Source organism: Acidovorax sp. (genome assembly GCF_046341535.1).
Classification (GTDB): Bacteria; Pseudomonadota; Gammaproteobacteria; order Burkholderiales; family Burkholderiaceae_C; genus Acidovorax.
Genome location: NZ_JBKDRI010000090.1, coordinates 1 through 13,248, shown reverse-complemented (window position 1 = coordinate 13,248; position 13,248 = coordinate 1). Strand labels below are relative to the sequence as shown.

Below are 13,248 nucleotides of genomic sequence, written 5' to 3'. Positions count from 1 at the left end.
CTCGTGGCCGTATCCGGGGCATGCCGTCGGGCAACCGCGCTGAACGCGTGCGGTGACCGCATCGCCATCTGGTACCCTCCGCCGGTTATGTCTGTCCCCTCCGCCACCGCAGCGACAGCGGCTGTTCCGGCATCCGTACCGCCCGGCCTGGCCATCCTGGTGCTGGCCCTGCTGCTCAGTATCCAGCCCGTCACCACCGACCTGTACCTGCCCGCCCTGCCGGCGCTCACCCGCAGCCTGGGCGCAACGCTGTCGGCCGCTCAGCTCACCCTCAGCGGCCTGTTGCTGGCCTTTGGTGCGTCACAGATGGTGTGGGGGCCGCTGTCAGACCGCTTTGGGCGGCGGCCGATTCTGATCGCAGGGCTGTCGATCTACACCGCCGCCTCGCTGGGGGCGGCGTTGGCACCTTCCATGGCGCTGCTGATCGTCTGGCGCATCGCCCAGGGCGCGGCCATGGGGGCCGTGGTGATGAGCGCGCGCGCCATCGTGCGCGACCTGTACACCCCGCTGGAGGGCGCGCGCGCCATGTCCAAGTCGCTGACGGGCCTGGGCATCGTGGCCTGCATCTGCGCGCCGCTGGGTGGTCTGCTCAGTCAATGGCTGGGCTGGCGCGCCGCGCTGTTCGCCCTGACCCTCTACGCCATCGCCACGCTGGCGCTGGTGGCCTGGCGCATGCCCGAGACGCTCATGCAGCGCAACCCACGCGCCTTGCAACCGGCCATGCTGGTCCATCACTGGATGATGATCTTACGCAACCCGACTTTCTGGGCTTTTTCCCTGCAAACCACCGCCAGCTACGGTGGCCTGTTCACTTTTCTGGCGGCCTCATCGTTCGTCTTTATCGACGTGCTGGGTATCACCCGCACGCATTACGGCGCAGTCATGGCATCGGCCTGCGCGGCCTACTTTGCGGGCACCTTTGTGTGCCGCGGGCTGCTGGCGCGCCACGGCCTGCAGCGCACGGTGGCGATTGCCGGTGGGCTCAGCCTGGCGGGCGGCACGCTGATGGCCGTGGTGGCCTTTGCGGACTGGCACCAGCCCTGGGCGCTGATGGCCCCGTTTTATCTGTTCATGCTGGGCCATGGCATTCATCAACCCTGCGGGCAAAGCGGCGCGGTGGGGCCGTTTCCACGGTCGGCGGGCGTGGCATCGGCGCTCAATGGTTTCATGATGATGCTGGTGGCGTTTGGCATCGGCGGCTGGCTGGGCGTTGCGCTCGATGGCACGGTGTGGCCGCTGGTGGGCGGCATCTGGTTCTGGTCGGTCGCGCTGGCCACCATCTCCTGGACGCTGGTTCAACAATTTGGGGAGCCCCGTGAGCACGCCTGAAGCCCCAGCGCACCCCGCACCGGCGCTACCCGCCATCGCTCTGGCCGGACCCACGGCCTCGGGCAAAACGGCGGGCGCCCTGGCGCTGGCGGCGGTGCTGGGCCGCCAGGGCCAGCCGGTCGAAATCATCAGCGTCGATTCGGCCCTGGTGTATCGCGGCATGGACATTGGCACAGCCAAGCCCGCCGCCCACGAGCTGGCGGCCGTGCCCCACCACCTGATCGACATCCGCGACCCGCTGCAGGCCTACAGCGCCGCCGAATTCGTGCAAGACGCCACCCGCCTGATGGGCGAGATCCGGGCGCGCGGGGCGTTGCCGCTGCTGGTGGGCGGCACCATGCTGTATTTCAAAGCGCTGCTCGATGGCATGGACGACATGCCCGCCGCCAACCCCGACGTGCGCGCCCGCCTGGAAGCGCAGGCCCGCGAGCAGGGCTGGCCCGCACTGCATGCCGAGCTGGCCCGCATTGACCCCACCACCGCCGCGCGCCTGGCACCAGCCGACAGTCAGCGCATCCAGCGCGCGCTGGAGGTGTGGCACATCACGGGCAAGCCCCTGTCGAGCTTCCATACTACTAAATTTGCAGCAAACAAACCATACGCATCAAGCGCGACCGCACTTTTTTCCTTAGAACCAGACCACCGGGCCTGGCTGCACGAGCGCATCGCCCAGCGTTTCGACGCCATGCTGTGCGCGGGCCTGGTGGACGAGGTGCGCGCCCTGCGCGCGCGCGGCGACCTGCACCCGGACCTGCCCTCCATGCGATGCGTGGGCTACCGGCAGGTGTGGGAAGCACTGGACGCCCAGGCCGCGCGCGCACCCGGCTCACCGCCCGATCTGGTGCACCTGCGCGAGCGCGGCATTGCCGCCACGCGCCAGCTGGCCAAGCGGCAGATCACCTGGCTGCGCAGCATGCCGCAGCGCCATGCCATCGCCTGCGACCAGCCCCAGGCCCTGGCCATGCTGGTGCAGGCTGTGCTGCAGCGGCTGGCGCAACACCGGGAGGCCACCGCATGACAACGCCAGCCCCACTGCCAGGCGCACTGCGCGTGACGCAACTGGCCAAGCACTACGGTGATACCGCCGTGTTTTCGGGTGTGGACTTTGACGTGGCCCCGGGCGAGTTTGTGGCCATCGTGGGCGACTCGGGCGTGGGCAAGTCCACCTTGCTCAACTGCCTGGCCGGCCTGGACCACTGGGACCGGGGCCACATCACCCTTTGCGGTGTGGACCTGGGCGCGCTGGACGAGACCGCCCGCGCCCTGTGGCGGCGCAGCCATGTGGGCTTTGTGTTCCAGGCGTTTCATGTGCTGCCGCACCTGGATGTGGCGCAAAACATTGCCCTGCCGCTGATGCTCCTGAACCATCACGACACGGCCCGCGTCGAGCAGATGCTGCACGCCGTGGGGCTTGCCGGGCTGGGCGCACGCCTGCCCCAGCAGCTCAGTGGCGGGCAACTGCAGCGCGTGGCAATCGCCCGCGCGCTGGTGCACCGCCCCGCCCTGCTGTTGGCCGACGAGCCCACCGGCAACCTCGACCCCACCACGGCCGCCCGCGTCATGGACGTGCTGGTGGCGCAGACGCGCGAGCATGGCGCATCGCTGTTGCTCGTCACGCACTCAGAGGCCGCCGCAGCGCGCGCCGACCGGGTGCTGCACCTGCAGGCAGACGGTATTCGGGGCTAGGAGGCTGTCGGACTCGGAGCGTCGAAGCGAAAATTGGCCCCGGCGAGGACAGTTTTTGTCGGATTTGCAGCCCCATAGCCCAGCTATGGGGCCAAAAGACGGAGAAAAATGGACCGCTGCGGTCAACTTGCAGCCGACGATTTCCAAGTCCGACAGGCTCCTAGGGCCCGCATCTTTCACCAGGGATGCGCCCGAGTGGGCGGTGATGCGGTGCGCTGGCAAGGCGCAAGGAAGCTGCGGGCGCGTGCCCGCAAGGAGGAGCAATGCAGCCAGCGTGCCGCAGCACGGCTCCATCGAGGGGTGTAGCGCTCGGAGCTCATTGGACTGGTCACTCAAAGCCCAAACAGTGTGCCTGCATGGGACGTCTCGGAACGTACAAGACCGACCTGCCGAACTATGCGGCCAGGGCCGCGCTGCGCCCCCCCCCCCCCCCGCGCAGGGGCTTATTCGATGTTCAGCCGCTGGCCCGCCGTGCCCACCTTTTTGGGCAGCGTCAGCACCAGCACGCCGTTGTCGTACTTGGCCTTGGCCCGACCGGCATCCACATCGCCCGGCAACTGGAAGCTGCGCGATACGGAACCAAAGTAGCGCTCAGACCGCAGCACCCGCTCGCCCTCGCGCTTTTCATCGTGCTGGCGCACCTCGGCGCTCAGGCTCACCACGTTGTTTTCCACCGATACATGGATGTCTTGCCGGGACACCCCAGGGATCTCGGCGTTCACCGTATAGCCTGCGTCCGTTTCCTTCACATCGACCTTGATCTGCGAGGGTGAAGGCACGCCCTCGCCGTGCAGCGGGCGCACGTAAAACCCAGGTGCGATGTCTTTGAAAAAGTCATCCAAAAGACTGCTGCGTGTCACGAGAGAGTTCATGGTGTTGCTCCTTGTGTAAAAAAAGGGGTGGTAAAACAGCTTGCGCCAAGCCATGTTCGCCAGCAGGGCGGGCCTTCAATGCCCCCCTGGCTCGAACATAGGCCTGCCTTGGTGCGCGTTCAAGGGCTGCCAGCACAAGGGTTGATCTGCCTCAACAACCCGGGCCCCAAGCCACGGCGCGACAATCCGGCCATGCGCGCTTTGCTCTGTACCTTTTCCTGGCAGGACCTGCGCCACCACCCCTGGCGCAGCGCCGCCGCAGTGGCTGCGGTGATGCTGGGCGTGGCACTGGCGTTTGCCGTGCATGTCATCAATGCGTCGGCGCTGGATGAGTTTTCGCAGGCCGTGCGTGCCGTCAATGGCCAGCCCGACCTGGAATTGCGCGCCATGCAAGGCAGCCTGCCCGAGGCGCTGTACGAACGCGTGGCCACCCACCCCGGCGTCACCCGCGCAAGCCCCCTGCTGGAGCTTTCAGCGCTGGCGCAGCGCAGCGCTGCAGATGCGGCCGCGCAGGTGCCAGGGCGCCCAGACGCCACCCCAGCCCGCACACCCCTGCGCGTGCTGGGTGCCGATGCATTGCTGGTGCCCGCCATGGCCCCCGCGCTCGCGCCGCGCCCCTGGCCCGGGGCCGACCGCCTGGTGCTGTTTGCGCCCGCCACCGTGTTCCTGAACGCCGCGGCCCTGCAAGCACTGGGCCTGCCCACCGAGCCCGCCGACACGCTGCCGCACATCACCCTGCAAGCCGGGTTGCAGCGCCTGGATGTGAGGGTGGGCGGCACCGTGACCGCAGGTGGCGCGCCGTTGGCGGTGATGGACATTGGCGCAGCGCAAGACCTGTTTGACCGCGCCGGGCAGCTCAGCCGCATCGACGTGCAACTGCGCCCCGGCACCGATCACGCGGCCTGGCAGCGCGACCTGCAGGCCCAGGCGGGCTGGCCTGCCAACGTCAGCTTTGCCCAGCCGGGGGATGCGGCCCAGCGCATCAGCAACCTCTCGCGCGCGTACCGCGTCAACCTGACGGTGCTGGCGCTGGTGGCGCTGTTCACCGGCGCTTTCCTGGTGTTCTCGGTGCTGGCGCTCAGTGTGGCCCAGCGCTCGCCGCAATTCGCACTGCTGGCCGTGCTGGGCGCCACGCCGCGCCAGCGGCTGCTGCTGGTGCTGGCCGAATCGGCCGCGCTGGGGCTGGCCGGCAGCGCCGCTGGCATTGCGCTGGGCACGGCCCTGGCCGCCATCGCGCTGCGACTGCTGGGCGGGGATCTGGGCGGTGGCTACTTCTCGGGCGTGCAGCCCGCGCTGCAGTGGAGCGCGCCTGCCGCCCTGGTCTACGGTGCCCTGGGCATCGCCGCCGCGCTGGCGGGTGGCTGGTGGCCCGCGCGGGCAGCGCAGCGCCTGCCGCCCGCGCAAACGCTCAAGGGCCTGGGCGCAGGGGCCAGCGCCGCCGAAACACCCTGGCTGGGTGCCGGCCTGCTGGCGACGGGCGGCCTGCTCACGCTGGTGCCGCCGGTATGGGGCCTGCCGCTGGCGGCATACATCGCCATCGCACTGCTGCTGGTGGGCGGCATTGCCCTGCTGCCCTGGGCCATGGCACGCGCCCTGCACGCCCTGCAGCCGCTGGCAGCCCGGCACGTGCTGCCCCTGCTGGCGCTGGAGCGCGCGCGGCGCATGCGCGGCAGCGCCGCCATTGCCGTGGGCGGCGTGGTGGCCAGCCTGAGCCTGGCCGTGGCGCTGACGGTGATGGTCTCGAGCTTTCGCGGATCGGTCACGCAGTGGCTTGATGCCGTGCTGCCGTCGCCGCTGTACGTGCGATCCGCCCAGAGCGAGGCCGGCAGCGACGCCGCGCTGCTGCCCGCCGCCTTTGCCGAAGCCGTGGCCCGGCTTCCGGGGCTGGACCGTGTGCAGCCCCTGCGCGCCAGCCCCTTGCAACTCGCGCCCACCCGCCCCGCGCTGATGGTGCTGAGCCGCCCGCTGGGCAGCAACCCCGGCCAGCACCTGCCGCTGGTGGGTGAACCCCTGGCGGTGCCGCCCGGTCGCACCGCCGTGTACATCAGCGAGGCCGTGGTGGACCTGTACGGCCTGTCACCCGGCATGGACTGGCCCGCACTTTCAAGATCTTTTGGGGCGGTTACGCACGATTCTATTGCCTCAGTAGCTACGTTTTTTATAGCAGGCGTCTGGCGCGACTATGCCCGCCAGTCGGGCGCTGTCGTCATGGACCGCGCCGTGTGGCTGGCGCTGACGGGCGACGCCCGCACCAGCGACCTGGCCCTGTGGCCCAGCAAAGGAGCAGACCTGGCCGCGCTGCAGCAGTCGATCCGCACGCTGGCGGCACAGGTGGGTAGCGTGGCGGCAGGGCCAGAGGCTACGGGTGCGACCGGTTCGAACGGCACGACCGGCGCAGCGCTGGTGGAATTCGTGTCCTCGTCCACCATCCGCGAACGCTCGCTGCACATCTTTGACCGCAGCTTCGCCGTCACCTACTGGCTGCAAGCCGTGGCCATCGGAATCGGCCTGTTTGGCGTGGCCGCCAGCTTCAGCGCCCAGGTGCTGGCCCGCCGCAAAGAGTTTGGCCTGCTCGCCCACCTGGGCCTCACCCGCCGCCAGATCCTGGCCGTGGTGGCGGGCGAAGGCGCTGCGTGGACTGGGGTGGGCGCAGCCGCAGGGCTGGCGCTGGGCATTGTGGTATCTGTGGTGCTGGTGCATGTGGTCAACCCCCAAAGCTTTCACTGGACCATGGACCTGAGCCTGCCCGGGCCGCGGCTGTTTGCGCTGTGCCTGGCGGTGATCGTCTCGGGCACCGTGACCGCGTGGCTGGCGGGGCGGGCCGCAGCGGGGCGGGATGCGGTGATGGCGGTGAAGGAAGATTGGTAGGGGTTGCAGCGTGCAGGCACCCCAAGTCTGCTACCACTGGTGGCCTCGCCTCCTCAGCCAAAGGCTCTTCGCCCACCTGTGACCGCGATCGACCCTGAGTAGCCACCCAGATGAAAGTGCAAGAGCCGTCATTCAGCCAGGCGACAAGTGCAAGGCCAAAGAGTCCAGCGGGCTGGAGGTGCCTCCGGCAGCGACTTTCAGGACATGGGTGTAGATCATCGTCGTGCTCACGTCCGAATGCCCCAGCAACTCCTGCACGGTACGGATGGCCGGCCAATGTCCATCCAAGGCAACTCCGTGCCCAGTAGCTGCCGATACAAGAACAACGGTGCATTGAGCGCTTGCCGGTGTGTTGCGGGAGAAACCTGTTTCTCCGTTGCCAGCATGGTCAGAAAGCCTTCAACTTCGGCCTGCCCCATGTCGCGCGGATGCCGAAAACCACCCTGGCTGCGGGCCGTCCACAATACAAATGCCTTGGCCCAGTAGACATATGCTTTTTCAGTCTGTAGGCTGTAATGCAGGTAGCGAATGCGTTCGCGCACCTGATCGAGCAGCTTGACGGACCGGGGAGGTACCCAGTCAGGTTTGTCAGATCTGTTATACCTGTTCATGCATCCAGTATGATGCTCTACAGGATTGATATCAAACACTTTTTGGGGACGTCATGCGGCTTTGTTTAACGACTGCGGTTCTGGGTATCCGGTGTTTGGTCAGATAAACCACAAGTTGGGCCTCACAATCGACATTCCCACTGTCGGCCCCCGGAGATATGAATTGACGCTTAAGGACTTCTTCAAAGCATCGGCCCGCACCGCGGTTGCGATCTTTCTCGCGCTCTTGGCACTAACCTTGGCAGTCGCTGCGTTCACGTGGGGAAGCGAGGCCTATGAGAAGCAGCAGGCGAGACCGTTTGAGGCGGTGAAAGAATGGAAGGTCAATTTGCAGGAACCCTTATCGCTGGACCTACGCGCGAGAACCAAACTCGTCGACCGGAAGCTTCTCTCTCAGATCGAGGTAACAGGCTTTCCGCCATACCTATCGGCACCCAAGAACAGCGATGCTCAGTTCACGATTGAGTTCGTGGACAGCGACGGATTCAGAGTCTTTGCTAAAGCCATTAAGGTCTCGGAGTTCACAAAGATTGTTGGCAAGGGTGGCGAGGTGGCTGGACTTGAGCATCAGTTTGACGACTACCTTGCCTTAGACGCCTACAAGCGCTTTGGACGACTTCAAGTTGGTTGGACACTCGATGTCAAGGCAGCTGCGCCAACTTCAGTAGCGTCCACAACTCCATCTCAACCGACACTTGACCACTGCGCCCCGGGCCTAGCAAAGGCGGAGCGCCTCCGACGATTGGCACATCATGGCACGGTTCGAGAAGCCGGTAATGGCGAATACACCGCAGGAGGCAGGTCGGTGTACTTCATGTTCGATGGCAGTCTGATCAATTGCCGCTAGCGAGGCCCAACGAGTAAGGATAGATCGCGCGAAGCCGCGATCTGATCCGTTTGTTGGACAAGCCCGGTGGTGGAAGCTGAAGTGGGAAGTTGTGCCCCTGTAGATTGATCCGATGGAGCGGGGTGCGGTGGGCAGACCTTGGTGGCCTGCCGATGGTTTTGCAGCGCGTGCTGGCTGCAAGCTTTCACTTTCTCCCTCGCTCCAGGCAGCCGATCTGTCTGACGACCTGTTCAAGAGCGAGCCACGCACCGAACTGCGCGCCGTTTTTGAACTGCCTGAAGTCTCCCACGGTGGCAACGACTGCCGAAGCAGTCACCCGCCCTACGCCCATGAGCTGCCCGGCGCTGGCAACGGCGGCGCTGGACTTGCCATGGGCTTTGATCCGGTCATCACACCAACATGCGCGTCGAGCTGATCTGCAACCCTCAACTCGGAGTGAGGTTCTTGGGGCGGTAGTCGCAATACGTGGCGACGGCGCATTCCCAGCATCGCGGCTTGCGGGCCTGGCATACGTAGCGCCCGTGCAGGATGAGCCAGTGGTGGGAGTCCACCGCATAGGCGGGGGGCACGCGTTTCATCAGTTGCTGTTCCACGGCCAGCGGGCTTTTTCCGGGTGCCAGACCGGTGCGGTTGCTCACACGAAAAATGTGCGTATCCACCGCCATGGTGGGCTGGCCAAAGGCCACGTTGAGCACCACGTTAGCGGTCTTGCGTCCCACCCCGGGCAGAGCCTCCAGCGCCTCGCGCGTGCGCGGCACCACGCCTGCGTGCTGCTCCACCAGGATGCGGCAGGTTTGCATCAGGTGACGGGCCTTGCTTTTGTACAGGCCAATGGTCTTGATATAGCTCTCCAGGCCATCAAGCCCCAGGTCCAGGATGGCCTGCGGCGTATTGGCCACGGGAAAGAGCTTGCGCGTGGCCTTGTTCACCCCCACGTCGGTGGCCTGGGCCGACAGCAACACAGCGGTCAGCAGTTCGAACACCGTGGTGTACTCCAGCTCGGTGTTGGGCAGGGGGTTGGCTGCTTTCAGGGTGGCAAAAAATGGCTCGATGCAGGCGGTTTTCATGGCTTTTGCGCAGGTGATGGCAGGCAATCAAATGCCGCAGGATGACAGTGGCGCGGGCGTGCGCAGTGTAAGCCGCAGGAAAACTGCTTGCCGATTGGCGACAATGCAGAGTTCATCCAACCTCTGCACCCTGCCCGCGCCATGCAATTTGCCGATCGCCTCAACAACGTAGAAACCTCTGCCATCCGCGAACTGTTCAAGCTGCTGGGCAAGCCCGGCATCATCAGCTTTGCGGGGGGATTTCCGGACAGCGCCATGTTTGACGTGGAAGGCATCCGCGCCGCCAGCAATGCCGCCCTGACCGAAGAACCCGGTGCCGCGCTCCAATACGGTGCCACCGAGGGCTACCAGCCGCTGCGCGAACAACTGGCCGCCTTCATGGCCAGCAAGGGTGCGAAAGAGGTCGCTGCCGAAAATCTCATCGTGACCACGGGCAGCCAGCAGGCGCTGGATTTGCTGGGCAAGACGCTGATTTCGCCCGGCGACAAGGTCATCGTCGAAGGCCCAACCTTCCTGGCCACCATCCAGTGTTTTCGCCTGTATGGCGCAGAACTCATCAGTGCGCCGATCGACGGCCATGGCGTCAAGACCGACGCGCTGGATCAGCTGATTGCCGAGCATAAGCCAAAGTTTGTCTATCTGATCCCCACGTTTGGCAACCCCAGCGGTGCCATGCTGAGCGCCGAGCGCCGCAAGGCGGTGCTGGACATGGCGGTGCGGCACAACACGCTGATCGTCGAGGACGACCCCTACGGCGACCTGTACTTTGGCGATGCGCCGCCACCCAGCTTGCTGGCCCTGTCGGCCTCGGTGCCCGGCAGCCGCGAGCTGCTGGTGCACTGCGGCTCCTTGAGCAAGGTGCTGTCGCCCGGCCTGCGCGTGGGCTGGATGATTGGCCCGGCTGATCTGCTGGCCAAGGCCACCATGTGCAAGCAATTCAGCGACGCCCATACCAGCACCTTTGCCCAGGCCACCGCTGCCCAGTACCTCAAGGCGGGCCGCATGCCAGCCACACTGGCCAAGGTGCGCACGGTGTATGCAGAGCGCGCCCAGGCCATGGGCGATGCACTGCGGCACGATCTGGGCGACGCCATCGACTTCGTGCAGCCGCAGGGTGGCCTGTTTGTATGGGCGCGCCTGACCGGCGCGGGCGGCAAGGTGGCCGATGGCAACGTGCTGGCCAAACGCGCGATCGACAAGGGCGTGGCCTTTGTGCCCGGTACGCCGTTTTATTGCGCCAACCCCGACCACGCCACCTTCCGCCTGTCGTTTGCCACAGCCGATGTGCACAAGATCCGCGAAGGTGTGGCGCGCCTGGGTCAGGCGATCTGACCATGCCCCACGCCACGCTCGAAGACACCATCCGGCGCCTCGAAGCGCTCGAGATCAAGACCAGCTTCATGGAAGATCTGCTGGACCAGCTCAACCTGACGATCTATCAGCAGCAGCAATTGATCGACGGGCTGACGCGCAAGGTCATCGAACTGCGCAAGCAGACACCCGAGGCTGGTTCGGGCGCGGCGCGCAATCTGCGAGACGAATTGCCTCCGCACTATTGAGCAGGTGCATTGCACCGGTTCGTCGCCCGCCGGGGTGGTGGTGACGCCCCATCCGTTCATCGATGCTGCCGGCATTTGCGCCAGCTTCGGCCGCGCAGGCCAGGGCGGTGGCTTGCCATGGAATGCGATTCAAGCATATCGTCCCCCAATCACCCTGTACCCGTGACGAGACGCCATGCATCCACCTGCCACCACCGCACCCCTACCCGGCGCCGCCCTGTACCCCCACCTGCTGGCGCCTCTGGACCTGGGGTTCACCACCCTCAAGAACCGCGTGCTCATGGGGTCCATGCACACCGGGCTGGAAGAGGGGCGTGACCTCACGCGCATGGCGGCGTACTTTCGTGAGCGGGCCGAGGGCGATGTGGGCCTGATCGTGACGGGCGGGTTTGCGCCCAACATCGCGGGCTGGGCCAAGCCGTTTGCGGGCACGCTGGCCACCTCGGGTGCGGCCAGACGCCACCGGGTGGTGACCGATGCGGTGCACGGCGCGGGCGGCAAGATCGCGCTGCAAATCCTGCACACCGGCCGCTATGCCTACCACCCGCTGGCCGTGGCCCCCTCACGGCTGCAGTCGCCCATATCGCCGTTCACGCCGTTTGCGCTGTCAGCGCGCGGGGTGGAGCGTCAGATTCGCGCCTTCGTGAACTGCGCCGCGAAGGCGCGCGAGGCCGGTTATGACGGCGTGGAGGTGATGGGCTCGGAGGGGTATCTCATTAACCAGTTTCTGTCGCAGGCTACCAACCTTCGCCAGGATGAATGGGGTGGCGACTACAGCCACCGCATGCGCCTGCCGGTGGAGATCATCGGCCGCATGCGCGAGGCCGTGGGGCCGGACTTCATCATCATCTACCGCCTGTCGATGATCGACCTGGTGCCCGGCGGCAGCGCTTGGGACGAAATCGTCGCCCTGGGCAAGGCGGTGGCTACGGGCGGGGCCACCATCGTCAACACCGGCATTGGCTGGCACAAGGCCCGCGTGCCCACCATCGCCACCAGCGTGCCGCGCGCGGCGTTTGCGTGGGTCACGCAGAAGATGAAGGCCGAGTTTGCCGCTGCGGGCATCGCCACGCCGCTGGTCACGTCCAACCGCATCAACACGCCCGAGGTGGCCGAGCGTGTGCTGGCTGAGGGCTGCGCCGACATGGTGTCGATGGCGCGGCCACTGCTGGCCGATCCGGCCTTTGTCAAAAAGGCGGCGGCGGGCAAGGCCGACCGCATCAACACCTGCATTGCCTGCAACCAGGCCTGCCTGGACCATGTGTTCCAGAACAAGATCAGCAGTTGCCTGGTGAACCCGCGGGCCTGCCATGAGACGGAGCTGGTCTACCAGCCCATCACCATGCCCACCGCCAAAAAGCGCATTGCCGTGGTGGGTGCCGGGCCTGCGGGCCTGACGGCTGCCACCGTCGCGGCCGAGCGCGGGCATGAGGTGCATCTGTTCGATGCTGCGGCCGCCATCGGCGGGCAACTGAACATGGCCAAGGTGGTGCCGGGCAAAGAAGAGTTTCACGAGATGCTGCGCTACCTGGCCAACCGCGTGGAGGACACGGGCGTACACCTGCACCTGAACCAGCGCGTGCAGGCCGCCGACCTGACGGACTTCGACGAGGTGGTGATCGCCACCGGCGTGGAGCCGCGCGACCCCAGGATCCCCGGCCAGCATCACCCCAAGGTGTTGAGCTACATCGATGTGCTCAGGCACGGCAAGCCGGTGGGTCAGCGCGTGGCCATCATCGGTGCTGGGGGCATCGGGTTTGATGTGGCGGAATTCCTGACGCATGGCGACCACCCTTGCACCACGCTGGACCTGCCCGCCTGGAAGGCCGAGTGGGGTATCACCGACCCGGCCGAGGCACGCGGCGGCCTGGCTGCCAGCGGCCCCCGCCCGTCACCAGCCGCACGGCAGGTGACGCTGCTGCAGCGCAAGAAGGGCAAGCTGGGCGCGGGCCTGGGCAAGACCACCGGCTGGATCCACCGCACCACGCTCAAGATGAAGGGCGTGCAGATGGTGAGCGGCGTGAACTACGAGCGCATCGGCGACGAGGGGCTGCTGGTGTCCTACGGCGACAAGCATGAGGACCCCACCTGGATCCCGTGCGACACCGTGGTGCTGTGCGCCGGACAGGTGCCGCTGTTTCGTCTGGCGCAGGACCTGGAGGCCGCGGGCCGCAAGCCGCACCGGATCGGCGGTGCCCTGGAGGCTGGCGAGCTCGATGCCAAGCGCGCCATCGACCAGGCAGCCCGGCTGGCGGCGCGCCTGTGAGGTCTAGGAGCCTGTCGGACTTGGAAATCGTCGGCTGCAAATCGACCGCAGCGGTCCATTTTTAACCGCCTTTTTGCCCCATAGCTCGGCTATGGGGCTGCAAATTCGGCAAAAACTGTCCTCGCTCTCGCCGATTTTCGCTT

At 66.2% G+C, this 13,248-nt stretch carries 11 protein-coding genes and 2 pseudogenes; 8 read left to right on the top strand and 5 right to left on the bottom strand.

Annotation, left to right across the window (positions count from 1 at the left end; all coding sequences use genetic code 11):
- Positions 1-87 precede the first annotated feature (87 nt).
- Genes ACK543_RS06260 through ACK543_RS06250 form a run of 3 tightly spaced genes read left to right on the top strand, consistent with a single transcriptional unit; the run spans position 88 to position 3,015 of the window.
- Complete coding sequence (locus ACK543_RS06260; protein ID WP_409941989.1) at positions 88-1,329, top strand: multidrug effflux MFS transporter; 1,242 nt, start codon at positions 88-90, stop codon at positions 1,327-1,329.
- Positions 1,316-2,347 carry a tRNA (adenosine(37)-N6)-dimethylallyltransferase MiaA gene (miaA, locus tag ACK543_RS06255; protein ID WP_409941988.1) on the top strand — a complete coding sequence of 344 codons (1,032 nt, stop codon included), beginning with the start codon at positions 1,316-1,318 and terminating at the stop codon, positions 2,345-2,347. The genes ACK543_RS06260 and miaA overlap by 14 nt, the downstream gene beginning before the upstream one ends.
- On the top strand, positions 2,344-3,015 hold the full coding sequence (locus tag ACK543_RS06250; protein ID WP_409941987.1) for an ABC transporter ATP-binding protein: 672 nt from the start codon (positions 2,344-2,346) through the stop codon (positions 3,013-3,015). The genes miaA and ACK543_RS06250 overlap by 4 nt, the downstream gene beginning before the upstream one ends.
- 443 nt (positions 3,016-3,458) lie before the next feature.
- Here ACK543_RS06250 and ACK543_RS06245 read toward each other — a convergent pair whose 3' ends face one another.
- The gene (locus ACK543_RS06245) at positions 3,459-3,887 is read right to left on the bottom strand and encodes an Hsp20/alpha crystallin family protein (RefSeq protein WP_409941986.1); all 429 of its coding nucleotides are present in this window, start codon (positions 3,885-3,887) and stop codon (positions 3,459-3,461) included.
- Positions 3,888-4,079: 192 nt separating this feature from the next.
- Here ACK543_RS06245 and ACK543_RS06240 point away from each other — a divergent pair, with 192 nt between their 5' ends.
- On the top strand, positions 4,080-6,755 hold the full coding sequence (locus tag ACK543_RS06240; protein ID WP_409941985.1) for an FtsX-like permease family protein: 2,676 nt from the start codon (positions 4,080-4,082) through the stop codon (positions 6,753-6,755).
- A 132-nt stretch (positions 6,756-6,887) separates the two neighbouring features.
- Here ACK543_RS06240 and ACK543_RS06235 read toward each other — a convergent pair.
- Both ACK543_RS06235 and ACK543_RS06230 read right to left on the bottom strand, forming a co-directional pair.
- Positions 6,888-7,022 (bottom strand): annotated as a pseudogene (locus ACK543_RS06235) (tyrosine-type recombinase/integrase); the annotation flags it as partial.
- Positions 6,983-7,366: a phage integrase N-terminal SAM-like domain-containing protein gene (locus ACK543_RS06230; protein ID WP_409942010.1), complete on the bottom strand. Its 384-nt coding sequence runs from the start codon at positions 7,364-7,366 to the stop codon at positions 6,983-6,985. The gene ACK543_RS06230 and the pseudogene ACK543_RS06235, both read right to left, overlap by 40 nt.
- A 163-nt stretch (positions 7,367-7,529) precedes the next feature.
- Between ACK543_RS06230 and ACK543_RS06225 the strand changes: the two genes are divergently transcribed.
- A complete protein-coding gene (locus tag ACK543_RS06225) occupies positions 7,530-8,213 on the top strand; it encodes a hypothetical protein (protein WP_409941984.1) in 684 nt (227 codons plus the stop codon).
- Between the two features lie 232 nt (positions 8,214-8,445).
- Here ACK543_RS06225 and ACK543_RS06220 read toward each other — a convergent pair.
- Positions 8,446-8,610 (bottom strand): annotated as a pseudogene (locus ACK543_RS06220) (transposase); the annotation flags it as partial.
- A gap of 28 nt (positions 8,611-8,638) precedes the next feature.
- Positions 8,639-9,280: an endonuclease III gene (gene nth / locus ACK543_RS06215; protein WP_409941983.1), complete on the bottom strand. Its 642-nt coding sequence runs from the start codon at positions 9,278-9,280 to the stop codon at positions 8,639-8,641.
- A gap of 141 nt (positions 9,281-9,421) precedes the next feature.
- Here nth and ACK543_RS06210 point away from each other — a divergent pair, with 141 nt between their 5' ends.
- From ACK543_RS06210 to ACK543_RS06200, 3 genes are all read left to right on the top strand, one after another.
- Positions 9,422-10,612: a PLP-dependent aminotransferase family protein gene (locus ACK543_RS06210; protein ID WP_409941982.1), complete on the top strand. Its 1,191-nt coding sequence runs from the start codon at positions 9,422-9,424 to the stop codon at positions 10,610-10,612.
- 2 nt (positions 10,613-10,614) lie between these two features.
- On the top strand, positions 10,615-10,839 hold the full coding sequence (locus ACK543_RS06205) for a SlyX family protein (protein ID WP_409941981.1): 225 nt from the start codon (positions 10,615-10,617) through the stop codon (positions 10,837-10,839).
- 175 nt (positions 10,840-11,014) lie between these two features.
- Entirely contained in the window at positions 11,015-13,105 is a 2,091-nt protein-coding gene (locus ACK543_RS06200; protein ID WP_409941980.1) for an FAD-dependent oxidoreductase, read from the top strand.
- Positions 13,106-13,248: the final 143 nt, after the last annotated feature.

Coding starts and splice junctions, on each gene's coding strand:
- nth (WP_409941983.1), bottom strand. CDS start 9,280: ATGAAAACCGCCTGCATCGAGCCATTTTTTGCCACCCTGAAAGCAGCC.
- ACK543_RS06260 (WP_409941989.1), top strand. CDS start 88: ATGTCTGTCCCCTCCGCCACCGCAGCGACAGCGGCTGTTCCGGCATCC.
- ACK543_RS06205 (WP_409941981.1), top strand. CDS start 10,615: ATGCCCCACGCCACGCTCGAAGACACCATCCGGCGCCTCGAAGCGCTC.
- ACK543_RS06240 (WP_409941985.1), top strand. CDS start 4,080: ATGCGCGCTTTGCTCTGTACCTTTTCCTGGCAGGACCTGCGCCACCAC.
- ACK543_RS06250 (WP_409941987.1), top strand. CDS start 2,344: ATGACAACGCCAGCCCCACTGCCAGGCGCACTGCGCGTGACGCAACTG.
- ACK543_RS06245 (WP_409941986.1), bottom strand. CDS start 3,887: ATGAACTCTCTCGTGACACGCAGCAGTCTTTTGGATGACTTTTTCAAA.
- ACK543_RS06230 (WP_409942010.1), bottom strand. CDS start 7,366: ATGAACAGGTATAACAGATCTGACAAACCTGACTGGGTACCTCCCCGG.
- ACK543_RS06200 (WP_409941980.1), top strand. CDS start 11,015: ATGCATCCACCTGCCACCACCGCACCCCTACCCGGCGCCGCCCTGTAC.
- ACK543_RS06210 (WP_409941982.1), top strand. CDS start 9,422: ATGCAATTTGCCGATCGCCTCAACAACGTAGAAACCTCTGCCATCCGC.